Here is a 23,408-nt window from a genome sequence, read left to right on the forward strand (position 1 = left end):
GACAATCAGGACGATCGCACTTAGCTCAAAGGTCTGCGTAAAAGCTTTTCAGACGATTATCAGTTCATCAGAAACAGGAACTATGAAGCGGGCTAATCAAGAACGGGATGATCACAATTTGTCAAATTTGGCGGCTAACATAGCTATGGGAGGCAAAGATGGATCATCGTCTCTCAATTCGTCCCGCGATCGTACAAACTCTCCGCTAAACACTCATTCATCTATGACCGCTGCACAGTCGCCGACTCAACCCAACCCAAAACCGACCGAAGATGTTATCTACGCAGAGCTTTATAATTCCATTCTGGAGCGCAGATTGCCGCCGGAAACAAAGCTGGGCGAAAATCTTCTGGCTGAACATTATGGCGTGAGCCGCACTATCATCCGACAGGTGTTGCAACGGTTGGCGCACGATCGCCTAGTCAAGTTAGAACCCAACCGAGGCGCATTTGTCTCCAGCCTTTCGCTCGAAGAATCAAAGCAAATTTACGAGGCGTGGCGGTTAACCGAAGCGGCGATCGTCCGAGATGTTACCAAGACCATCACCCGCAAACAGATCACAGCGCTGAAAAAACTGGTCACAGAAGAGCGGCAAGCTTGCGAAGCCCAAGACATTCATCGGTTAACGCGATTATCGGCTCAGTTTCACATGCAGCTTGCTGATTTATGTCAGAATAAATTTCTTGGCAGGTTTCTAAAAGAGTTAGTGCCCCAAACTTCATTAGCATTCTTTTATGAAGTTAAAAGTATGCCTGTTTGCACCAAAGATGAACACAGCGAAATTTTAGACTACATCGCTTCTGGCAATGAGGAAGCTGCTGTCGCCGCCGCAATGCGCCACTTAGATGGCATTGAAAAAGCTCTGAATGCCCGTGCTTCACTGAAAAAACCAACTAGTTTGATCGATCTGCTAAATGCCAGAATTCCATCAATTTCTTAATGCAACACCACAGCTAGTTCAGCAGAACAGGTGTTGTGCATTACAGTTTGAGTCATGGTTCGATCGCTTCTCGGATTGTATACAAAGGTTGCATCCATAAGCGGGTATTAAAAATCAAGTCTTCTATGCTGTTGTTACCCGTGTTGACATCGCATCTTGCCCAAACAACGATCGCATTATGAGATGCCATTAGTCATACCGATTTCGGAAGCAATTGCGACTGATCGTTCAATCCGACGGGGCACGGCCGTGCCATGCCCTCATGCGGATTTGTCGCATTCACAAATTAAATTGGTATCACTATGAAAATTAAAGTCATTAACCCAAACACAACTACCAGTATGACTGAGAAGATCGGTGCTGTCGCAAGATCGGTTGCCAGCTCTGAAACTCAGATCATTGTTTGTAACCCAGAGTTTGGGCCTGCCGCGATCGAAGGACATTACGACGAGGCTTTGAGTGTAGTTGGAGTGCTGGATGAAATTCGCAGAGGCGAAGCAGAGGGCATGGATGGATACGTAATTGCTTGCTTTGGCGATCCGGGTCTGTTAGCAGCGCGGGAGTTAGCAAAGGGCCCCGTGTTAGGAATTGCTGAAGCCGCTATGCACGCTGCCAGTTTCGTCTCTACCGGGTTTTCTATTGTTACAACTTTGGGACGGACACGGGTGATCGCTCAACATCTAGTCGATAACTATGGGATGACGAAGTTTTGTCACAAGGTTCGGGCGATCGACCTGCCCGTATTGAATTTAGAAACCACCGATGCGAGAACTGCAATTTTACAAGAGTGTCGTTTGGCGCTAGAAGAAGACTGTTGTGGCGCGATCGTGCTGGGCTGTGGCGGCATGGCTGATTTACCGACACAACTAAGTCAAGAATTAGGGATTCCTGTCATTGATGGGGTCAGTGCGGCAGTCAAATTCGTGGAAGCTTTAGTGGGTTTAGGGTTGGGAACCAGCAAGGTGGGCGACTTGGCATATCCAACATCCAAATCTTATTTAGGTATGTTTCGTTAATTTAAGGTCAGTTCGACGAGTTTTTTCACTTTGTTGTCAGCAACTTCTGCTCCCTAAATCCCCCAATTCTGAGGGACTTTGAACTCCAGTTCCCCAGAATTGGAGGTTAGGGTGCGAGTTCTAAGGGTGGTTTACGTCGGGAATTTTATTCATGCAGGAGGTCTATTCAGAATGCCCGCACTAGTTATGAATAAGAACACCAATCACTCCAGCTACCTGCATAGAGCTTTCCGGTGTCGATGCCTGCGATCGCCAAAGATAACAAATTCACACAAGCTGTCACCCCTGACCCACAATAGACCAAAATCTCATCCGCCGATTGCAGTGTTGACCAGCGATCGCGTTGTTCTTTTGCAGACCGCACAAAACCATTTGCGTCAGTCACGTCTTGCCAGGGATAATTAGCGGCTCCGGGAATGTGCCCCGCGATCGGATCGATCGGTTCTTTTTCACCTCGATAGCGCTCTCCTTCACGAGAGTCAACTAATGCAACATTGGGTAAATCTTTTCGGGCTTTCACCGCGTCGATGTCCACAATCCACTGCGATCGAGGCTGCGGAATAAAGTGTCCTGATTTGCGATCGGGCTGCACCTGTGAGATCGGATATCCAACTGCTCGCCATTTTTGAAAACCACCGTCTAAAACCGCGACGCGATCGTGTCCTAAATAGCGCAACAGCCACCACAAACGAGCCGCAAATGCCAAGCGAGAATCATCATAAACAATTACTTGCGTAGAGTTTGTAATGCCCATGTCTGAAAGTTTTGCCGCCAAGTCTTCGAGATCGGGGAGCGGGTGCCGTCCTCCATGTCGCGCCACTGGGCTGGATAAATCCCGATTCAAGTCTAAATAATATGCCCCCGGAATGTGCCCGGTCTCATACTGCTGCCGTCCTAATTCTGGCTCTGTGAGCGAAAACCGACAATCGACGATCGTCACCTGCAAATCGTCTAAATGGTGCTGCAACCAATCTGCTGAAACGATCGTGTCAAACATTGATCTACACTCGCAATAACGCTACTCGGTCATTTTAAAGCGATGTCGTTTACGCCAGAGTTAACTGCCGATGGTTCTTTTACTTTTTTCTCAACTGATTATCGAGAAACCTTTCACAGTCGTTATGGTGCTCGTCAAGAAGCGATCTGCAAGTTTGTTGAACCGACGCAGTTAATCGAAAAAGCAACTCGCCCTCAGCTTAGACTGCTCGACATTTGTTATGGACTGGGCTACAACACGGCGGCTGCACTAGAGGCAATTTGGCGCGTTAACCCAGACTGTCGAGTCGAAGTGATTGGGTTAGAGATCGATGGGACGGTGCCGCAAGCCGCGATCGCTCACCAACTTTTTAGCAGTTGGCACCCCAAAGTTCGGCAAGCTCTCGCAGCATTAGCGCTAAATTTCGAGGTTCAAAGTTCGCATTTCAGCGCTCAACTCTGGTTAGGAGATGCCCGTCAAACTCTACAGCAGATCGCCCAACCCTTTGATGCGGTGTTTCTCGACCCATTTTCTCCGCCTCATTGTCCCCAGTTGTGGACGGTGGAATTTCTGACGATCGTAGCTCGTTGCTTAAAATCTGATGGCAAGTTAGCGACTTATTCATGTGCTGCCGCAGTTCGCGCTACTTTAATCGCTGCCGAGTTTAAGATTGGCTCGACTTACCCAGTGGGGCGGCGATCGCCCGGAACAGTTGCCTGCAAAAGCGCTGCTGAGTCGATGGTTCTTCCGGCTCTCTCGCTGCAAGAACAGGAGCATTTACACACTCGTGCGGCGATTCCTTATCGCGATCGATCGTTGCGTGATTCAGCGGCAACTATTCTCCAGCGTCGCGAAGTGGAGCAAAAAACTTCTTCTTTAGAGCCGACCTCTCACTGGAAAAAACGTTGGTTATATAGCAATCCTAAATGAATTGTGGGATGGGCATCGTGCCCGTATAGACTGGAAGCCTGTCCCACTCTTATGACTGAAATAGAATTGCTATATAATTCACCTATTTAAACGTTAAAGGATCTAGCGGAAAATGGCTAGATCCTTATAAGAGCAGTAGGTTAATCGATCGTAGCGGGTGTTCAATCAACAAAAGATAAAGTAGGGTTGACTTCGCAATAACACCGCTTATTGATCAGTTTCTCAGCCAATTCAGGCTGCACTTTTAGTTAGGTTTTTGAGTCTCAAATAATTAAATCTGAAGTGAAGTGAGACCACCTAAAGCTAATCTTTGAAATCGTGACCAATAGAATCAGGCTCTGCGATTTGATTAAAGCAGGAGACACAAGCCTTAATCGAAAGTTTTTATTTAGAGAAGCGCTTTGCTTCCTTTGTGTCTACATTTAAGTTAGCACCAAATCAGAACTGAAGCGCGATTGTTTTATAAAGTTTATATCAGTTAATCAGACGAAATAATCAACGACAAAACCTCGTTTTAGCGCAAAATTGCACTCCAGGTTCCGGGCCCGACCACTCCATCGGCATCAAGCTGATATTTGCGTTGAGCTGCCTTAACTGCGGCTTCGGTTGCTTCACCAAACGCGCCGTCTATTGCGCTCTCAAATAAGCCCAGCGATCGCAGTCGCTCCTGCAATCCTCTGACTGCTTCGCCGCTCATGCCTTTTCTGAGAATGGGAAAGGTGGCAGAAGTGGGAGCCGTTTCGCTCGATCGAGGCAAAGGGGCGCGAGGCGTAACGCTCGGAGTCGGCGCGATCGGATCAGGGGGAAACAAGCGCTCCCAGGTGGCAGGGCCAACAACGCCATCTTTGCCCAACCCGGCAGCTTCTTGAAATCGCCCAACCGCCGCAACGGTAGTGTCTCCAAAAAAGCCGTCTACTGCGCCATCGTAGAATCCTAGCAGTCTCAGGGTAGCTTGAAGCTCGTTCACATCAGCGCCACGACTGCCCGATCGCAGAGTCGATCGACCCGTTCCCTCACTCGCAGCAACAGAATTAGGACGCTCTAGGGTGGGGGCTTGCGATAGAGTTAAAGCGCGGCTCTCAGCACTGGCAACGCTTTGAGCGTTCAAACTACCCAAGCACACTAAACCGAATGCGCCACAAAATATCCACCAGCGTGAAATAGTGCTGGCTTTCGGGGCATTGATCGGGCATCGATCCATGAGACTTGACCCTCAGCAGAATTGTAGACGTGATTCTAAACAAAATTATTTTAAGCGATAAACTAACTAAATGTAGGGGAGAAATCGAAACACTTGGCATCAACAGTGCTATATATGACGATTGGAGCGTTTAGTCCACTACTGAAATTGTGAAAGAACCCATCACTTTGTGTTGTCTAATCCTGGTTTTAAAAACAATTGCGATCGAACGATCGATTGCGAGAGGGTACGGCATGCCATGCCCCTACACGTTCACAAATCAACCTCATGCAATACGCGCTTCTGCATCGATTTCAAGCAACCCTGTTAGGGGCAGTTTTAGGAGAAACCATCGGGCTTCATCCTCTTCAACATCCTAATAGAAAGGCTCAGCCCAAACTTCGATGGGCGACCCTGACTCAGTTCTATACTCAGCAGTTTCTTCAGCACAACCGATTCGACGCGCTTGAATTTTGTGAGGAACCGATGCCAAAAACGGCGGGAGAAACTATTATTGCGCTCTTGCCCGTCGCATTGTTTTTTCACGAAGACCGCTTGAAATTGGGGCAAACGCTAAACCAGGTGGCGTGGCAGCGATCGCCGATCGCCCAGCAAGAAAGCTTTGCGGTGGGATGCGCGATCGCCGAGGCTCTGCAAGAAAAGCTCGATCCCCTGACTCTGATTCTCACAATTATTACCTATCTCAAATCTCAAAGCCGAGCCGAGACTGCTAGCATTGATCAGCTTGAGCAAGTTCAGAGACTGCTCGATGAGCAAGCAGGGCTAGAAACCGCCCTCAATCGGCTGACCACAAATTCAGACAATGACGAAACGATCGGGCTGGCGTTTTACTGTTTTCTCAGCACTCCTCATGATCTGCGACTAGCCTTATTGAGAGCCGCGCAGACGGGCACTCGATCGCCGATTGTGGGTGCGCTGACGGGCGCATTGTCTGGCGCATTTAACAGCATGAGTGGCATTCCGATCGAGTGGCAGTTAGCGCTTGACTCTTGGAAAACCCCTTCTGAGCAAATTGTCACCCAGCCCGACCTTTTAGAGCTGGCAAATTGCTTACTTGCAAGCTGGTCTGGTGTTTATAATCCTCTAACCTCCTCAAAAGAATTTAGGCAAATTGCGGCGATCGCGGCTCCGCAAGTGATCAGAAAAGCCATGTAGCTGCCAGTCATACTAAATATTTCTTGAGTGAATTTTTATAGTTGAATTATGCAGATAAAATGTGAAGTCTAGAGGAGAGAAGCTATTCCATAAGACACTTACATTACAGTCGATTCAATCAACGCTTCGTCTCAACTCTGTCGATTTGGCTGTTCCGCATCACCCCACCCGTCAGCATCTATGCGATCTTTTCAGTCTTTGACCCGACGAATTCAACAGATATGCATCAGTTCTGGCAAATCTTTGCAGCAGAAGGCGTTAAATTCGGGGTTGCCGCGCTTGATCCTGTCTTCGATTCCAGCCTCGGCAAATCTGTCTCAGGGCAGCAAACGTCTGCGAAAACGACTCAGCTTTCGAGAAGGGGTGCATCCGACGATCGTCATTGCAATCACGGTCATTTCGATCACGAGCGCCTTTGGGCAACGGTTTTATAATCAACCGCAGTTAAGCGTCGGCAAAGTTTCGTCTCAGACCATTCACGCGCCTGCCGATGCAAACGTCATCGACACTAAAGCGACCGAAGAAAAACGCAAAGCGGCCCGCACGATCGCCGTCACCGTTTTGATGGCAGATTCACGAATTAACGATCAAATTCATCAAGATCTACAAGCTGCCTTTGGGCGGGGCAACACCTTTCGGCAATTGGCGGGGGCATATCCATTTGTGGATAGCAAAACACTTTCAGCACAAACCCAACGCTATCTGCGAAAGGTCGAAGAAGGCGAATGGCGAGGAGTCTTAGCCGCTTTGCAAGAAAAAGCTCCGATTAAACAAGTTCCTGGCAAACCTGCCGTTCCAAACTTCCCCAAAACGCCGATCGCTAATCCCGCTCAAGGTCAAGCAATCGCAGAGTTACAAAACTATCGTCGATCGGGCACGCCTCAAAATCTTGCCGCGTTGCTCGATAAAGTGACTGAAGCTCGCCGACTTTATGCTGCCGCGATCGCGACCCTCAAAGAGCCGACGACGGCTCAATTTGGCGATCTTTATGACGCTGCTTTTTTAGACTTGTCTGATTTTGACTGGGAGCAGTTGCAGCTTCAAATCACTCAAGTGAACGATCGCATTCTTGCCCAGGGCATCTCGCCGGGATTGCCCCAAAGTCTGCTAGAAAACGCCGTCAATCTGCAAACTCAGGTCGGCATTGCGCCAGAGTTGAGGGCGATCGCTGCCAGACTGCTGCTGACGACGCTGCAACCCAACCTCATCAAAGATGAAGAGCAAAGCAAGCTTAAAGCAGAGCAAGCCGCTCAAGAGGTGCAGCCAGAGGTGATCTCAGTCCGGCAGGGCGAAGTGATTGTCGGTGCGGGGCAGACTATCACTCAACGAGAATTTGTGCTACTCGACTCGTTTAATCTCAGTCTCAGAGGCACTAATTGGCTCGGTTTCATCACGTTTGGGGTGGTGGTGAGTGGGGCAGTGGTGTTGTTTTGGTTTGTCGATCAGCGATTTCACGTCAAGGGCTTGCGAAATCGAGATTATGTTCTCGTATGGCTGCTGACGCTGACTACGCCGCTGCTCGTGACGCTGGGCGTTCCGTCTACCAACTTGCCTGCGATCGGGCTGCTGATGGGCACTTTCTATGGGTCTACGATGGCGTTAACCCTGACTGGGCTTTTGAGCGGGCTGTTGCCGATGGGCATGACGATCGGAGTCAGTCATTGGTTGCCCAGTGTTGCAGGTGGTTTGCTGGCTGCCTTTTTTGGCGGCAGGCTGCGATCGCGCGAAGAACTTGCCCTATTAGGCGTTGCGGTTGGGTTGACTCAAGGTGTCCTGTTTCTGATTCTCAGCGTGGCATCGGGGATGGTTTGGTATGGGCTTTTAGGAGCGACAGCAATCTATGCGCTGTTGGGTTTGGCATGGAGTATAGTCGCGATCGGGCTAAGTCCCTATCTCGAAAATCTGTTTGATTTAGTTACTACCATTCGCTTAGTCGAACTGGCAAATCCTAACCGTCCTTTACTCAAACGACTAGCAGCAGAAACACCCGGAACCTTCCAGCACACGCTATTTGTTGCCACACTCGCCGAAGCCGCCGCAAGAGAATTAGGCTGCAACGTAGAACTCGTGAGAACGGGAACGCTCTACCACGACATCGGCAAGATGCACGACCCGCAAGGCTTTATCGAAAACCAGATGGGCGGGCCCAACAAACACGATCTGATTAACGACCCCTGGAAGAGTGCGGCGATTATTAGAAAGCACGTCACTGAGGGCATTGTGATGGCGCGTAAAGCCCGATTGCCGAAAGTCGTTCAGGCTTTTATTCCAGAGCATCAGGGTTCGATGCTGATCAGTTACTTTCATCATCAGGCGCAGCAGATCTTACAGCAAGACCCAACTAAATCGGTCAACGATGACGATTTTCGCTATGCGGGGCCGGCTCCTCAGTCACGCGAAACGGGGATCGTGATGGTTGCAGATTCTTGTGAGGCGGCGCTGCGATCGCTCAAAGATGCCACGCCTGAAGATGCGCTGAATATGATTAACAAAATTTTGCGCGCCCGATGGCAAGACGGGCAACTCGCCGAGACGGGTTTGACGCGAGAAGAGATGGACACGATCGCTCAAATCTTTGTCCAAGTTTGGCAACAATCAAACCACCAACGCATTGCCTACCCAAAGCTGACTGCAAAATAGCGATTTCTTATCAAAAAAATATTGAAACTGCACCCTGAATTCACTCAAATCATTAGGAGGTGAGTAGATAATTAATTAGATTAAGCCCTTCTGCCAGTCATACAACCTATATGCAAGGCAATCTACCTCTTGTGTCGATCGGAATGCCTGTTTTTAACGGCGAAGATTTTTTAGAAGCTGCTTTAGAGTCGCTTTTGGCTCAAACATTTACTGATTTTGAGATCATTCTGGCGGATAACGCCTCTAGCGATCGCACCCCTGAAATTTGCCAAGCCTACGCTGCCAAAGATGTCCGAATTTGCTACTATCGCAACGCTCACAACATGGGTGCAGCCGCAAATTTCAATGCTGTATTTCAGATGTCGCGAGGCAACTATTTTAAGTGGGCAGCCCACGATGACCTCTGTGCGCCAATGTTTCTAGAACGGTGTGTGGAAGTTTTAGATAATAATCCGTCTGTGGTTTTGTGTTCGTCTGATGTAGGACGCATCGATTGGGCAGGAAACGAACAACCTCCCAAGCGTGACTGTCCTCGTCATCTAGATGCTTGGAGTGCGTCGGAGCGCTTTGCTGCGATCGTGCTGCAAACATTTTGGTGCTACGAGATTTTTGGATTGATTCGCTCAGAAAATCTTCGCCGTGTTCAGCCTCAAGGGAGTCACTATGGCAGCGATCGCGTGATGCTAGCCGAGCTAAGTTTACAGGGACGCTTTATGCAAATTCCTGAGCCGTTATTCTTTCGACGATTTCACCTCAAGCAATCAACCTGTCTTCCCTCGGCAAAAGCTCGTCAATTGTGGCAGAGCGGTGATCGTAAACGAAATATGTTTTGGGAACGTGGCTCGGTCAGCTTTGTGAGAGCTTTGCTCAAAGCACCCATTACTCCCCTTGAGCGACTTCAGTGTTTTGGCACTGTGCTGCGCTATTTAACCAAGTTAAAAAATTGGCTCTATTTCTTGCCAAAACAGCCTCGCCCCAGAAAACCGGAGCAGCGTAAACCAGAACAACCTTCCAATCTGGGGTAATCATAACCCTGCAAAACTGGCTGAAATTGTATCTCTGCATAGAATCGTGAAGTAAGACTGAATAGACCTCCTGCATGAATAAAATTCTCGATATAAACTGCGATCGGATCTCGCTCTGTTTGGGTCGGCTTGTGCCCCCTAAATTCCCCAAAATGGGGAATTTAGGGGGCGTTCCCGGATTCATGCAGGAGGTCTAATCTACTCATGCCGCGAGATGATTTTTCCCTATCCTTTCACGCCGCTTCCGGTTTCAGAAGGCACGATGTAGTGCTGCATCGCCACGAAGAACAGGAGAATGGGCACGATCGAGATCACCGATCCCGCCGCAATCAATCGCCAATCTAGCGTAAAGGTTCCGGCTAAGTTGGCGACTCCTAACGGCAGTGTGTATAGCTCTGGGCGATCCAACACAATCAAGGGCCAAAGGAAATCACTCCAAGAACCGATAAACACAAAAATCGATAACGTCACCAACGCTGGACGGATGGACGGCAACATGATGTGCCACCATACGCCTAGATCCGAGCAGCCATCCATGCGTGAGGCTTCTTCTAACTCTTTAGGAACTCCTTGAAATGCCTGTCGTAATAGAAAGATGCCAAACGCAGACGCGATCGCTGGAAAGATCACTCCCAAATAACTATTTCGCAATCCCAACTGCACCGCTAGAACATACAAGGGAATCATCACAATCTGAAATGGAATGAGAATCGTGGCTACGATCGCGCTAAAGATAACTTCTCGCCCTTTAAAAGACAATCTTGCTAACGGATAGGCAGCTAGTGAACAAAATAATAGATTCAATGCGACTGTTAACACGGACACGATCGTGCTGTTGAATAAATAACGCCCAAACGGATTACTTTGCCAAACGGTGACAAAATTCTCAAAAGTGGGCTGGCTCGGCAACAACTGCGGCGGAAACTGAAAAATGTCTTCAGACGGAGATTTAAACGACGTGCTGACGAGCCAAACCAGCGGAATGAGCATGAAAAAAGCGATCGTGCTCAACAAACCATAGTTGAGCAGCGATTTCCAAATCTGACGTTGTTTCATCCGTTGCAATGTGATCTATTTGGTGGCGACGACGGCTAGATTCCAGGCTAACCGCTTCATCAATGGCAGTTTTTTCAGCCCTTTATCCAGCTTCTCTAAGCGCAGATAGGTTTTTTCGAGCCGCGCCTGTTCAAGAATAATCTTCTTCCAATAGCGCTCTTGGTTTGGGTTGACTTTCTCGATTAGGTAGAACTGTAGAAAGATCCACAGCGTCGCAATCCAAAAAGTGTCGTAGTTGGTTTTAGAGTAGAGCGATCGGATGTAGTTCACCAGATTAATATCGAGCGGGGCTTCATCTTCGGTTCTGACTTCGGTTGCCATGCGACGATAGACATTAATCACCGGATTGTGCTTAAGCGGGTCCCAAAAACAGGCCTTTCCTCCCGGCTTTAGCACTCGGTGCATTTCTTTAAGCGTCATTTCAGGATTAGGAATGTGATGTAGCAGATTAGAGGCATAGACAATATCAAATGTGTCATCAGGGAAATCAATTGCCATTGCGTTAATCGTTCGCCCTTCGATCTGCACGCCATTCATTTCTGCTAATTTTAGCGCTACCTCAACCATTCCAGGCGAATAGTCAGTTGCCACACAGCGCGCACCGAGCAGGGCAAAATAAACGCTGTTTTCTCCAGCCCCACAGCCGAGATCGAGCAAATATTTACCATTCACATCGCCCAACTGCCGGAGAATAAATCGATTTTCAGGGGCAGTGCAGGCTTCAAAATAGTCAGCAACTCGAATGCCATCGACATCGATCGTGCTGGCCCAACGATCGTGAAAGTCTTGCTCTTTACGTAACACGTCTTCTTGCATAGCGCCTCACAAAAATAAGGGGTGGACAAGATGTCACCCCATAAAGTAGCACTAATTCTAAATCGATGCCGCTTTATCGAGTCTCAACGATTTCCTCAGCCATCTGCTCACTAGAAGCTGACTGCAACGCTGCATAGAGACGATTTAGCGCATTTACGTAAGCTTGAGCCGATGCCACAATGATATCGGTGTTGCCTGCGTGACCTGAAAAAATACGATCGCCATACTTTAATCGAATCGTCACTTCTCCGATCGCATCAATCCCCGCAGTGACCGATTGCACCGAGAACTCGATCAACTGGTTGGGCACATTCACAACGCGGTTGATCGCTTTATAAACTGCATCGACTGGGCCGGTTCCGGTCGCGGCATCGGTGAGTTCTTCGCCTTGCGGATTTCTCAGCCTGATCGTTGCGGTTGGATAAGCGCGATCGCCGCAAGACACCTGCACCATTTCTAACCGAAACAATTCGGGAACTTGCTGAACTTCGTCATTGGCGATCGATTCCAGATCCCAATCGGTGACTTCTTTTTTCTTGTCGGCTAAATCTTTAAAGCGAATAAACGCCTTATTTAGCTCGTTGTCACCTAACTCAAAGCCCAATTCTTTCAATCGAGTGCGAAAGGCGTTGCGCCCTGAATGCTTGCCGAGAATAATCTGATTGCTGGTCAGCCCGATCGACTGAGCATCCATAATCTCGTAGGTGTGCTTGTTTTTCAGCATTCCGTCTTGGTGAATGCCCGACTCGTGAGCAAACGCATTGGCACCGACGATCGCTTTATTGGGCTGCACCAACATTCCAGTCAAGTTGGACACCAAGCGAGACGTTTTATAAATTTCCTGAGTATTGATGCGAGTTAGCGGCGTGTCTGACTCAACAGGGCGACCCAAAAATGGGTTGAAATATTGCCGTCTGACGTGCAGCGCCATCACCAACTCTTCGAGGGCAGCATTTCCGGCTCGTTCGCCAATGCCGTTGATCGTGCATTCTAGCTGTCGTGCGCCATTCTTCACCGCTTCGAGGAAACAGGCAACCGCTAACCCCAAATCGTTGTGACCGTGGACAGAAATGATTGCCTGATCGACATTGGGCACGTTTTCTTTAATGCCGCGAATCATGTCGCCAAACTCGCTCGGGGTCAGATAGCCCACCGTATCGGGAATGTTGATCGTCGTTGCGCCAACTGCGATCGCGCGTTCTAACACCTGATATAAAAACCCTGGATCAGACCGCGCCGCATCCATCGGTGAAAATTCGACATCGGTCACAAACGATTTTGCATAAGCGACCATTTCTTCGGCGATCGCTAACACTTCCGATCGGGTCTTCTTTAACTGATATTCGAGGTGAATATCCGAGGTTGAGATAAAGGTGTGAATTCGGGCATGGGCGGCAGGTTTTAGGGCTTCAGCCGCCGCTTTGATGTCAGCCGAAATTGCCCGCGCCAAACTGCAAATAATCGGGCCGTCTTCGGTGCCAACGGCTTTGGCAATGCGCTGAACTGCCTCAAAATCGCCAGGGCTGGCATAGGCAAAACCCGCCTCAATCACATCTACGCCAAGTCGCGCCAGTTGCCGAGCGATCGCCAGCTTCTCATCGACGTTGAGGGTGGCTCCGGGGCACTGTTCCCCATCGCGCAAAGTCGTATCAAAAATGATGATCTGGTCGGGTTGAGATGGCACGTTCATGGCTCAAATAGTTGAGTAGTGGATAATGGATTGAAACCTCAGAGATGCAAAAAATAGCGATCGCATCGGGTCGCAATCTTAAAATCTATTCTAGTATGCGAATCTACTTTAAGACTGTCGATGGATGACGAACTGGGGAAGGTTGCTTTCAGTAATCGGCTTTTTCAATCTGAGGGCGAATGTCGTTGAGGTCGATGTAGCGATCGGTAACATTTCGCAATTCTCTCGCGATCATTCCTTCGGTTGACACTACGGTGATATGAGTGCTTTTAGAGCGCAGCAGTTCGATCGCTCGTTCAAAATCGCCGTCACCGCTAAACAGAATCACCCGATCGTACTGCTCAACGGTGTTAAACATATCCACCACAATTTCAATATCGAGATTGGCCTTTTGTGAATAGCGACCCGAAGTGTCGTCGTAATATTCTTTAAGAATTTTAGTTCTAACCGTGTAACCGAGGCTAATCAACGCATCTCGAAAGCCTCTTTGATCTTGAGGATCTTTCAGCCCGGTGTACCAGAAGGCATTGACTAACTCGATCTCTCGTTCACTAACGAAGTATTCCAGCACTCGTTTAGGGTCAAAAAACCACCCATTCTTTTGTTGAGCATAGAACATATTGTTTCCGTCTACAAAAATAGAGAGACGGTTCATGGAGTAATGCATAGATAATTTAAGACCTATAAATTGTAGAATCAAAATTGGAATAATTAATTCTAGCAACGCAAAACCAGTCGGTTGCTGAGAATAACGCTTCAAGTATTAATCCTCTCGGCAGTTTGAACGGCTCTGTAGTTAAACCTTGACCCAGAGTTCTCCCCTAATCAGACTCGATCGCACAACTGATCCCCGATTGAATAACTCGACCCGTCTAAGACTGTCTAAAGGTAGACGTTTTTAGAAATGAAAAGCTTTAGCGCCGCAGATAGATGACTGAGCTAATTTGGTTTTTCTTAAACTCTCCTGTTATTTAAAGTCACGATTCATAGCAACTCTTAATGATGATCTTTATAAAGTGAACTCTGAGTCATAAATGGGATTCCTCACCTATAAGACAGATTTAGGTTCATTTAATTATCACAAATATTTCAAAAACCGTGAAGGTAAAGAGTGAGTACTATTATCGTAGGGATGGAGATGGCAATTCTCCATAGCAGGTGCAGTTAAGCCGCGCGATGAGTAGTTCCTATTGCTAGACAAGACATGCCCGAAAAGCCGTCAAAGCCTCTCACAGAACCCCTAACCCAGGGTCAACCCACGCTTGTAAACGACACCACCCGACCCGAACACTACAGCCCCAGGTTTAGATTTGATCGCTTAGGACACATTTTGATGGTGGCGTGGGCGATCGCAGCGGCAGCGCTGACGGCTTCAAACCCGGCATCGGTGCAAGTGTTGGAGCGACAGGCACAGAGCCTACTGTTCAAAGTGCGAGGTACGGTTCCGCCACCGAGCCAGATTGTGATCTTAGCGATCGACGAAGAATCGATCGCGCAACTCTCAAGCCTGCCACTGCGACGCGCCATCTATGCAGAAGCGATCGATAAGCTGATGCAAGCCGGGGCAAAGGCGGTCGTTGCCGATGTCTTGTGGGATCTGCCCAGCAGCTACGGCTACAGTAACTATGATGCAGGAATTGTCTCATACGACGATCGACAGCTACAAACTGTTCTGCAACGCTATGAAGGGCAAATCGCTCTATCGGCAAAGTTTGTGCAAGGCGACAGCCGTCAGGGAGAGCAGTCTAACCTCAGCTTGCCTTATACGCCGTTTCAAAGCGAACTGAATCCGATCGGGTTTACCAACTTCTTGTCAGAACCCAACGATCGCATCCATCTTTTGGGAAGTCGATTTCTAGAAAAGCTGCCTGCCCAAGAAGCGGAAATTATTAAATCTGCTAAAGTGCCATCGTTAGCTGAAGCTGCCTTACAAGCGACGAAGCTCAAATATTCACAGCCCCAAGGAGACAATATTTTCTTTTATGGCGGCGCTAACACCTTTAAGCCCGTCTCGTTTTGGAACGTGATCTCGCCTGAGAATTGGAACAGCGAGTATCTCCAAAAGGGAAAGTATTTCAAAGACAAAATTGTGCTGATTGGCGTGATCACAAAATCGAATCCAGATTTTCACCTCACGCCTATGGGTGAAATGTCAGGAGTCGAAATTCACGCCAACGCGATCGCCACCCTGCTGCAAGATCGATCCATCCGCGAAGCGTTTGCCGACCCGGCGATGGCAGGCGGGCTAGTGCTGCTGGTGATCTTTGTGGCTGGGCTATTGCTAAGTCGAGCCAGACGACCCCTGTTTCGGTTGTTTTGGGCAGGGGTGATGGGGCTAGGCTGGGGTAGCGCTTGCTATGTGGCCTTTGGCAGTGGGTTGGTGATTTTGCCAATGGCGGTGCCGATCGGCGCGATCGGGCTAGTCGGCGTGTCTTATTGGCTGACTGGCTCTGCATCGGGGCATCTGATCAACCAACGCAACAAGCGGATCAGCCAAGAAGTCAAGCGCTCGGCGAGAACCATCGAAATGATGAGTCAGCGCAGCGATCGCGAAGACCTGCTGCGAGAACGAGAACTCGAACTCGCCAACAAAACCCTGGGTGGGCGCTATAAAATCACTCAAATTTTGGGTCACGGTGGCTTTGGTGAAACCTATATTGCCCAAGATATTAAACGTCCCCAGAGTCCGCAGTGCGTCGTCAAACAACTCAGCCCTGCCACCAGCAATCCTCATCATTTGAAATTGGCGAGACGATTGTTCGATCGCGAGGCAGAAGCCCTAGAGCGGTTGGGCAGACATGAACAAATTCCTCGTTTGCTGGCTTATTTCGAGGAGGATGGAGAATTTTATCTAGTGCAAGAATATATTCCTGGGCACTCGTTGAGCGAAGAACTTTCGCTGGGGAGACAGCTTCCTGAAGCCAGAGTTGTCGATATCTTGAAAGAATTGCTGGAGATTCTCAGCTTTGTTCACGGTGAAAAGGTGATTCACCGTGATATTAAGCCTAGCAACATTATTCGTCGTCAAGCAGATAGCCAACTCGTTTTGATTGATTTTGGAGCCGTTAAAGATCAGTACAGCAAACTAGCAGCCGAAGACACTAGCAACAATTTGACGATCGGCATTGGCACTCAGGGCTATATGGCTCCTGAGCAAGCGGCGGGCAAACCTCAGCACAACAGTGATATCTATGCGGTGGGCATGATGGGTATTCAGGCTTTGACCGGGTTGCCCCCCAGCCAGCTAAAGCCCGATTCTCAAACGGGAGAAATTCGGTGGGAGGATAAAGCCCTGGTCAGTCGAGGGCTGGCAAACGTGTTGTCTAAAATGGTGCGCTACGATTCGACCAAGCGCTATCAATCGGCGATCGAAACCCTGCAAGCGTTGAAAAAGCTCTCTAATTTCACGACCTTGCAGCTCAACCAGGAGCTTTTTATTGTGCCTGAGATTGCAGAAGACATCACGATCGAAACGCGAGCCTGGCCTGAAACATTTGGCTCAGGAGAGGTGCCGCCCACCGAGCCACCTGCTAAGTAGCGTTCGGGCTTGATCCGAAATCAGATCAGTTCTTTCGCTTCGTTCTTCAGCACTTCAGCCCCCTAAATCCCCTATTCTGGGTGACTTTGAGCCGGAAATTGTGGCTTGAAGTCTCCCAATTTTGGGGGATTTAGAGGACAGCCTGGATTTGCAACCGCAGCGAAAAGCTTCATCGAATTCACGTTGATCTGAACCCGAAACCTGCTCATAAGATTTGTGCCGACTCGTAAAGTCGTCTTAAAATCGCTGTGATTTTCGCTCCATATTGCAAGTCGGCTGCCCAGCGTCCACTTAGCTGATCGACGAGCGGTGCAACCCCACGCGTCACAAAGTTAAATCGAGGATTCACGATCTCTTTAACGATCGGGGCAGTGCTGGCATAGGCTTTGAGAAGCTGAATGTGCGCTCTGACCCCGATACGAGCACTGGGGAAGGAGGCCCCGGCGGGAGTGCCTGCCACATCGCCTAGCCCTGCAAAATTGTTTTGACTGGGCTTGATTATCCCCCCAAAGCGCAAAAAGTCCGTTTCTAAACACATTTGAGAAAAGGCGATATCGTGATTTACGCCTTCACCAATGCCATTTACGCCTTCACCAATGCATTCTTCTCGATAAAGCTTGGCAATGTCTGGAAACTGAGTCAGAGCCGCCGCATTGTTGTTTTTAAGAAATAAGCTGAGATTCGCTTCGGTTGTGGCACCTGGACTCATAATTCGATCGATAGAACCCGCACAAATTCTGAGAATCGATCGCAGCATCACCGTTCGCGATGGAATATCCCAGCCGACGACGACGTTGTAGGTTCGCAGGTCAACGGCTCTAACAAACACTACGCCTCGATAGTTGATGCGACGCGTGTTTGGGTCGGTTGATAAGTCAATCCCTAACTTATCAGACAGATCGATCGGGATAAAAGCACTGCCACTGACGAGAATCCCCTTTTCGCCGTAGATTTGACCATTTAAGTTGATGGCGATCTCTTCATAAATTGCAGTCGAGGCTAGAGTTGACGTTGGAGTCGGCGTTGAAGTCAGCGTTGAAGTCAGGGTCGGTGTTGGAACAAGCCCTGAGACGGTTCGACTCCAGGTGATCAGACCGTCTGCGATGCCCGCAGCGAGGTCACGGCGTTGATTTTGCAAGATCAGGCGATCGTCAGAGTTGGTGAGAAACCCCACTTCCATCAGCAGCGCTGGCGGCACAAGTTGACGACAAAACCCCAGACTGCCCAACGGAGTCGCGGTGTCGGGTTGAATGCCTCGACTCGGCAGTTGGGGAACGCGGCGCACCAGCGATCGCAGCACCAAATCAGCGTGACTTTTGCGCTCGTTATTGTTGGCAATATAGTAAACCGTTGCCCCCCGAACTGAGGGATCTGAATACGCGTTGGCCCTAATTTCTAGCGCCACATCAGTGCGGCTACCTCGTGAATTAATCCATTCATAAGTGGCGCGAGGGCTGAGTTCGTCGGGCACTGACAAGACTTCTGCCCCGCGCGATCGCAACTCTGCCACCACGAGATCGCGAGTCATGATCATTTCTCTGGCTTCGGTGGTTCCGGCAATAATGGCTCCCGGCTCACTTACGCCATTGATGCGATCGCCGTGCCCGGCTGAAAGAAAGATTCGTCCCATCGGATATCTGTGATAGTGGTTGTGAAACGTCGCTTAAAACTTGTAACTCAAAATCCGTCGCTTAAAACTTATATCTTATAAAGTGATTCCTCCAAAGTCGTAGTGGTTGATTTTTCTAATTCTTGTTAAAAATAGAGTACTTGAGTACTACAAGATTGAGCGTTGCTTTGCGAATCGATCGCAAAATACCTGTTAAACTTCATGCACCAAGAACCAGGGTAGCCGATTTTCTCTGAGCCGGATCTCTATCACTATGAACGTCCCTCGTCTCCACCCAGACACGATCGAACAAGTCAAACAGAGACTCGATATCGTTGATATTGTTTCTGAGCATGTCGTGCTTAAAAAACAGGGCAAAGACTTCGTGGGGTTGTGCCCTTTTCATGACGACAAATCGCCTAGCTTTAGCGTCAGCCCTAGCAAGCAGTTTTATTATTGCTTTAGCTGTGGGGCAGGCGGCAACGCGATTAAGTTTTTGATGGAGTTGGGTAAGCGATCGTTTAGTGAAGTCGTGCTTGATTTAGCAAAGCGCTATCAGGTCGCAGTTCAAACTTTAGAACCCGAACAACGGCAAGAGTTACAGCGTCAACTCTCGGTGAGAGAACAGCTTTATGAGATTTTGGCATTAACGGCACGATTTTATGAACACGCGCTCAATCAGAGCCAGGGAAAAGCCGCACTGGAGTATTTGCAGAACGATCGTCATCTCAACCAAGCCACGATCCAGCAGTTTCAACTCGGCTATGCTCCGGGCGGCTGGGAAACGCTCTACGGTTATTTGGTTGAACAAAAGCACTATCCCGTTGCGCTGGTTGAACAAGCCGGATTAATCGTGCCGCGCAAGACCGGAGACGGTTATTACGATCGCTTCCGCGATCGTTTGATGATTCCCATTCTCGATTTGCAGGGGCGGGTCATCGCCTTTGGCGGTCGGACTTTGAGTGACGAACAGCCCAAATATCTCAACTCACCCGAAACAGAGTTATTTGACAAAGGCAACACACTTTATGGTTTAGATAAAGCGCGGGCCACGATCGCTAAACAAGATCAAGCCGTCGTGGTGGAGGGCTATTTTGATGTGATTGCCCTACACGCGGGCAAAATCACCAATGCGGTTGCCTCGTTAGGCACTGCCTTGAGCATTGGTCAAGCTAAACAACTGTTTAAATACACCGACTCTAATCGAGTTATCTTTAACTTGGATGCTGATCGTGCGGGTGTGCAAGCCGTTGAACAAGCGGTTGGAAAAGTGGTGTCGCTGGCCTATCAAGGCGAAATGCAACTGCGGGTTTTGAGTATTCCTGATGGTAAAGATCCCGATGATTTTCTCAAAGCTCACTCGGCTGCAAGCTATCAAGATCTCTTAGATGACGCGCCCCTATTGGTTGACTGGCAAATTCAGCAAGCGCTGGTCGGCAAAGATTTAAAGCAGTCAGACCAGTTTCAGCTAGTGGTAGTCGAAATGGTGACGCTGTTAGGCAATCTGCCCAATCCCACCATTCGCACTCACTATATTCATCGTTGCGCCGAGCTTTTGAGCCAGGGCAACAGTCGGATGCTGCAACAAATCGAAGAAGATTTGCGGCTTCAGGTGCGGGGTCAACGCTGGCACGGACGATCTCAGAAATGGCAAACGCCTGGAGAACGCACCCTTCTCGAAGAATCAGAGGCGCTGCTGCTCAGACTTTATCTCCATTCCCCCTCACATCGAGGCGTGATCGTCGAGGCGTTAGAGGCTCAAGACTTAGAGTTTAGCCTGTCTCATCACCGATTTTTGTGGCGGCAAATTTTGGATGTCGAACGATCTGATCAAGGTCAACAGTCCCTTGATTTGCTGTCGCTGTTACGCGATCGCTGCACTGACTTTCCGAGAGAGATGACGCAAGTCTATGCGCTGTTTGAACTCAATGAGAAAACCGAACGCGACATTCTCCGCGCTGAATTAGGCATTCGGTCTGCCGCCGCTGCGATTGAAGAAGTCATGTGCGAAAAGCGCCGCCGCCATTTCTTAGATTTGTGGAAAACGACTGATCTCGTCATCAATGCAGAACTGGGTCACCATTATCAACAAAAATGGCAATCGGAAGTGAAACGCATTCAAGAACTCAGACACCAACGTGAGGTGAATTTTTTAGATCTGGTGAATGTTCCGATCGTAGGCGAATCCTAGTTTTATCCACCTCTAAATTTTCCGTTGATGCATAGAGATTGGGTGTAGGGGCAATCCCCCCGTGGTTGCCCAGAATCTAGGGTAGGCACGGGGGCGCTACCCCTACGAGGTGGTTGAACATCGTGTAATCGGATCAAACAACGCAACTTAATGAGGTTGCTAATTGTTCAATATGTTCACGATCGTGGGTTGCCATGATCGTCACGCGAATGCGGCTAGTTGGCACCGTTGGCGGACGAATCGCAGGCGCAAAAATGCCAGCATCTTTGAGGGTTTGCCCGACTCGTAAAGCGGTTTCTATGTCTGGTAATTGCAAACATACGATCGGAGACTCTGACGGCAGAAGTTCTAAAGAGTGCTGTTCGATTAACTGTTTGAATAATGCAACGTTTTGCCAGAGTTTCTCTCGACGTTGTGGCTCGTGTTGCACAATCGCGATCGCGGCAATTGCGGCTGCTGTGTCTGCGGGTGATAGCCCTGTTGTATAAATCCAGCTAGCGGCACGATTGCGAAGAAAATCAATTAGTGTTGTAGAGCCTGCCACATAACCGCCCAAGCTGCCTAATGATTTACTCAGCGTTCCCATTTGAATGAGCGATCGTCCTGTGCATCCAAAGTGTTCTAAGCAGCCTGCGCCCGTTTTGCCCATGACTCCCGTTGCGTGTGCTTCATCGACTAACACCATGCAGCTAAATTCGTCTGCTAAATCGAGCAGTTGTGGCAATGGGCAAAGATCACCCTCCATGCTAAAAACAGTGTCAGTGAGAATCAGGCAGCGTTGAAAGTGAGAACGCTGTTGCGTGAGTTTAGTTCGCAAATCTTGCAGGTCACAGTGAGCATAGTTTAGAGTAGTTGCACCACTGACGATCGCGCCAGTTCTCAAACTGGAATGGTTGTATTGATCGGAGAGAATCAAGTCGCGTTTGCCCACGATCGCAGCGATCGTTCCCAAGTTTGCCAAGTAACCAGAACTAAAGACGATGGCATCTTCAGTTTGTTTGAGACGTGCGATCGCACATTCCAATTCCCGATGTAGTTTGCGATGTCCAGTAATTAGCCGAGATCCAGTGCTTCCCGTTCCATAAGTTTGCGTTGCAGCAATCGCCGCTTGAATTAATCGATCGTCTCCTGCCAATCCCAAATAATCATTACTAGCAAAGTTGAGAAATGATCTTCCCTCGATTTGCACGATCGCGCCAGGGCGATCGATCGTCGTCATAGAGCGATGCCAGCCAGCCTTGTGGATCGTTGCGAGAGATTGATCAATCCAGGCGTAGGCATTCGTCATGATTCCTGCGGTGGCTCATCGGGTCGTATTTCGGCGTTTTTGCCGCGCACGGGTGGCAGTCGATCGACTAAGCCCATGTCAAACGCCACATCCGGTAAATCTCCAGTGATGTATTTTCCGGGCTGAAACACTCTTCCCGGCGTAAAACACACCTGACGAAGCACCACTTCCTCACTGGGCAAAAACATACTGCGAGACATTCTGCGTTCGATCGCCATTGCTCATTCTCCCTAATTTAGTGAATTTATAAATCAGCCGGATCGATTCCTAGCTCTTAGAGTTTTCTCAAAAAGACGGCTGCTTGCGCTTCAGCCTGATCGGCGCGTTGCCGCTCTTGAATTTCAGCTTCTTCAGGAGTCAGAACTAACGCTCCCTCTGGCGTAAAAAACCGTAGCTGCTCATTCAAGATCCCTAAAAATAGTTGCAATTCATCACTCCAAAGCCAGCCTCGATCGTTTGGCTCGATCGCTTCATAGTGACGATAGTTAAGTTTAAAGCCCTTAAACTCAAACGTGTAGGGATGAAACCAGAAATAGTCAGGAGTCCGAAACACATCTTGATATAACTGTTTTTTTAAGCCGCGATCGACTTGAGCCGTGCTGTCGGAGAGAACTTCAAGAATAAAGTTAGGATATTTACCATCTTCAGCCCAAACGACCCAGCTTTTACGATCGCGCCGCTCAGTGTCTAAGACAACAAAGAAATCGGGCCCTCTCACGTCTTCAGATTTGCGTTGACGAATGCTGTAATAAATGCTCAGATTGCCGCCTGCAAAGAAGTTGGTGCGATCGTTCCACAGCCGTTCTAAACAGGTCAATAACAAAATTAGCTGTTTAAGGTGTCGAGTCGTTTCCAAAGGTGGCTCGTCGCTCAATAACTCGTCAGGCGGAAAGATAGGAGTGTCAGGTTGACTGCTGAGAACCATTTTGCTCACCCATGATCAAGCTTGCCTCTAGTTTAATCGTCAATGTCGTTGAGTTGCAGATAGCTCAATAACCAGTTAGCGATCGTGGCTCTTCGCGTTTTGCGCGGCACGAGTTCACCGACTTTATAGCCTGCAAATCCCAACTTTTCTTTGAGGAGTTGTTTATTTTCAGCCGGAATCGATCGCGTCAATTTCACCACTGCTGGGCGACTCGCAATAAAATCGGGCGGCTGAGGATAAGCAGATCTCCAGTCTGGATCAACGTCTTCATTAATCCACATCGCACCGTCATAGCGATAGCCTAAGCAATCCCAAACCAAACGATTTACGATGTCATCGTCCAGCGTATCGTTGAGAATTGCCCAAATCGTATCGATCGTTAAGGATGGAACAGACATAATCAGACATAAGT

General features: G+C 48.9%; 20 protein-coding genes. 8 read left to right on the top strand and 12 right to left on the bottom strand.

Translation table 11 applies throughout. The features are described from left to right. The first annotated feature begins 82 nt into the window (after positions 1-82). Positions 83-940 carry a GntR family transcriptional regulator gene (locus tag BRW63_RS10275; RefSeq protein ID WP_073070839.1) on the top strand — a complete coding sequence of 286 codons (858 nt, stop codon included), beginning with the start codon at positions 83-85 and terminating at the stop codon, positions 938-940. 52 nt (positions 941-992) lie between these two features. On the opposite strand, the gene BRW63_RS28255 is transcribed toward BRW63_RS10275, so the two are convergent. Further along, the gene (locus tag BRW63_RS28255) at positions 993-1,130 is read right to left on the bottom strand and encodes a hypothetical protein (protein WP_181314370.1); all 138 of its coding nucleotides are present in this window, start codon (positions 1,128-1,130) and stop codon (positions 993-995) included. 112 nt (positions 1,131-1,242) lie between these two features. Between BRW63_RS28255 and BRW63_RS10280 the strand changes: the two genes are divergently transcribed. Beyond that, positions 1,243-1,956 carry an aspartate/glutamate racemase family protein gene (locus BRW63_RS10280; protein ID WP_073070841.1) on the top strand — a complete coding sequence of 238 codons (714 nt, stop codon included), beginning with the start codon at positions 1,243-1,245 and terminating at the stop codon, positions 1,954-1,956. 184 nt (positions 1,957-2,140) lie between these two features. On the opposite strand, the gene BRW63_RS10285 is transcribed toward BRW63_RS10280, so the two are convergent. Further along, positions 2,141-2,953 carry a sulfurtransferase gene (locus BRW63_RS10285; protein ID WP_073070843.1) on the bottom strand — a complete coding sequence of 271 codons (813 nt, stop codon included), beginning with the start codon at positions 2,951-2,953 and terminating at the stop codon, positions 2,141-2,143. A 42-nt stretch (positions 2,954-2,995) separates the two neighbouring features. On the opposite strand from BRW63_RS10285, the gene BRW63_RS10290 reads away from it, so the two are divergent. After that, the gene (locus BRW63_RS10290; protein WP_073070845.1) at positions 2,996-3,862 is read left to right on the top strand and encodes a tRNA (5-methylaminomethyl-2-thiouridine)(34)-methyltransferase MnmD; all 867 of its coding nucleotides are present in this window, start codon (positions 2,996-2,998) and stop codon (positions 3,860-3,862) included. A gap of 514 nt (positions 3,863-4,376) precedes the next feature. Here the strand turns inward: BRW63_RS10290 and BRW63_RS10295 are convergent. Further along, positions 4,377-5,063, bottom strand: a complete 687-nt coding sequence (locus BRW63_RS10295) for a peptidoglycan-binding domain-containing protein (RefSeq protein WP_073070846.1) — start codon at positions 5,061-5,063, stop codon at positions 4,377-4,379. Positions 5,064-5,330: 267 nt separating this feature from the next. Here BRW63_RS10295 and BRW63_RS10300 point away from each other — a divergent pair, with 267 nt between their 5' ends. The 3 genes from BRW63_RS10300 (at position 5,331) to BRW63_RS10310 (ending at position 9,883) form a co-directional block, all read left to right on the top strand. After that, positions 5,331-6,218, top strand: coding sequence for an ADP-ribosylglycohydrolase family protein (locus BRW63_RS10300; RefSeq protein WP_073070848.1), 888 nt, complete (start codon positions 5,331-5,333; stop codon positions 6,216-6,218). A 180-nt stretch (positions 6,219-6,398) separates the two neighbouring features. Beyond that, positions 6,399-8,858 (top strand): HD family phosphohydrolase, encoded by a 2,460-nt coding sequence (locus tag BRW63_RS10305; protein ID WP_073070850.1) that lies wholly within the window; start codon positions 6,399-6,401, stop codon positions 8,856-8,858. Between the two features lie 143 nt (positions 8,859-9,001). After that, positions 9,002-9,883 (top strand): glycosyltransferase family 2 protein, encoded by an 882-nt coding sequence (locus BRW63_RS10310; protein ID WP_181314369.1) that lies wholly within the window; start codon positions 9,002-9,004, stop codon positions 9,881-9,883. A 225-nt stretch (positions 9,884-10,108) separates the two neighbouring features. Here BRW63_RS10310 and BRW63_RS10315 read toward each other — a convergent pair whose 3' ends face one another. The 4 genes from BRW63_RS10315 to BRW63_RS10330 form a co-directional block, all read right to left on the bottom strand. Beyond that, positions 10,109-10,939, bottom strand: coding sequence for a carbohydrate ABC transporter permease (locus tag BRW63_RS10315; RefSeq protein ID WP_073070853.1), 831 nt, complete (start codon positions 10,937-10,939; stop codon positions 10,109-10,111). A gap of 15 nt (positions 10,940-10,954) precedes the next feature. Continuing rightward, a complete protein-coding gene (locus BRW63_RS10320; protein ID WP_073070855.1) occupies positions 10,955-11,755 on the bottom strand; it encodes a class I SAM-dependent methyltransferase in 801 nt (266 codons plus the stop codon). 73 nt (positions 11,756-11,828) lie between these two features. Continuing rightward, complete coding sequence (locus BRW63_RS10325) at positions 11,829-13,445, bottom strand: 2-isopropylmalate synthase (RefSeq protein WP_219898446.1); 1,617 nt, start codon at positions 13,443-13,445, stop codon at positions 11,829-11,831. Positions 13,446-13,593: 148 nt separating this feature from the next. After that, positions 13,594-14,112 (bottom strand): LabA-like NYN domain-containing protein, encoded by a 519-nt coding sequence (locus BRW63_RS10330; protein WP_073070962.1) that lies wholly within the window; start codon positions 14,110-14,112, stop codon positions 13,594-13,596. A gap of 537 nt (positions 14,113-14,649) precedes the next feature. Here BRW63_RS10330 and BRW63_RS10335 point away from each other — a divergent pair. Next, positions 14,650-16,983: a serine/threonine-protein kinase gene (locus BRW63_RS10335; RefSeq protein ID WP_073070857.1), complete on the top strand. Its 2,334-nt coding sequence runs from the start codon at positions 14,650-14,652 to the stop codon at positions 16,981-16,983. 205 nt (positions 16,984-17,188) lie between these two features. On the opposite strand, the gene tftA is transcribed toward BRW63_RS10335, so the two are convergent. Next, entirely contained in the window at positions 17,189-18,613 is a 1,425-nt protein-coding gene (gene tftA / locus BRW63_RS10340; protein ID WP_073070858.1) for a hormogonium tapered terminus morphoprotein TftA, read from the bottom strand. Positions 18,614-18,866: 253 nt separating this feature from the next. Between tftA and dnaG the strand changes: the two genes are divergently transcribed. Then, entirely contained in the window at positions 18,867-20,783 is a 1,917-nt protein-coding gene (gene dnaG / locus BRW63_RS10345) for a DNA primase (protein ID WP_073070860.1), read from the top strand. 133 nt (positions 20,784-20,916) lie between these two features. On the opposite strand, the gene bioF is transcribed toward dnaG, so the two are convergent. The 4 genes from bioF to BRW63_RS10365 are packed head-to-tail and all read right to left on the bottom strand — an operon-like array spanning position 20,917 to position 23,394. After that, positions 20,917-22,071: an 8-amino-7-oxononanoate synthase gene (bioF, locus tag BRW63_RS10350; RefSeq protein WP_073070862.1), complete on the bottom strand. Its 1,155-nt coding sequence runs from the start codon at positions 22,069-22,071 to the stop codon at positions 20,917-20,919. Then, a complete protein-coding gene (locus BRW63_RS10355) occupies positions 22,068-22,289 on the bottom strand; it encodes a hypothetical protein (protein ID WP_073070864.1) in 222 nt (73 codons plus the stop codon). The genes bioF and BRW63_RS10355 overlap by 4 nt, the downstream gene beginning before the upstream one ends. 56 nt (positions 22,290-22,345) lie before the next feature. Next, on the bottom strand, positions 22,346-22,996 hold the full coding sequence (locus tag BRW63_RS10360; RefSeq protein ID WP_073070866.1) for a Uma2 family endonuclease: 651 nt from the start codon (positions 22,994-22,996) through the stop codon (positions 22,346-22,348). A gap of 32 nt (positions 22,997-23,028) precedes the next feature. Continuing rightward, positions 23,029-23,394, bottom strand: a complete 366-nt coding sequence (locus BRW63_RS10365) for a DUF1823 family protein (protein ID WP_219898444.1) — start codon at positions 23,392-23,394, stop codon at positions 23,029-23,031. Positions 23,395-23,408: the final 14 nt, after the last annotated feature.

Origin of the sequence: Phormidesmis priestleyi ULC007 (genome assembly GCF_001895925.1) — a bacterium.
Taxonomy (GTDB): Bacteria; Cyanobacteriota; Cyanobacteriia; order Leptolyngbyales; family Leptolyngbyaceae; genus Phormidesmis_A; species Phormidesmis_A priestleyi_A.